General features: G+C 50.3%; 1 tRNA gene. It reads right to left on the bottom strand.

Going from position 1 to position 384, the window contains the following annotated elements:
* Positions 1-175 precede the first annotated feature (175 nt).
* Positions 176-252, bottom strand: a tRNA-Met gene (locus tag H2O73_RS20345).
* Between the last annotated feature and the right edge of the window lie 132 nt (positions 253-384).

Genomic DNA, 384 nt, shown 5'->3' on the forward strand with positions numbered 1-384 from the left:
CCGATGACCTCAACCTTGGCAAGGTTGCGCTCTACCAACTGAGCTAGTGTCGCATGATAAATCGCTAAAGCAATTCATCTTAACGGATTGCGTAAGCCGGATTAAAATCAACGACCTTCGCTAGGTTTTATGAATGGCTGAGCCCGAGAGCTAGCAAATCACAACGCCTGTAATGTGGTTGCGGGAGCAGGATTTGAACCTACGACCTTCGGGTTATGAGCCCGACGAGCTACCAAGCTGCTCCATCCCGCGTCCGGATGCCACTGTTAAGTACAATGGGAACTTTACTCCAATCAGACCGAAGTCTAACCAGAAAAATCTGGAGCGACACATCGGGTTCGAACCGATGACCTCAACCTTGGCAAGGTTGCGCTCTACCAACTG

It is taken from the genome of Vibrio marinisediminis (genome assembly GCF_014050145.1).
GTDB classification, from domain to species: domain Bacteria; phylum Pseudomonadota; class Gammaproteobacteria; order Enterobacterales; family Vibrionaceae; genus Vibrio; species Vibrio marinisediminis.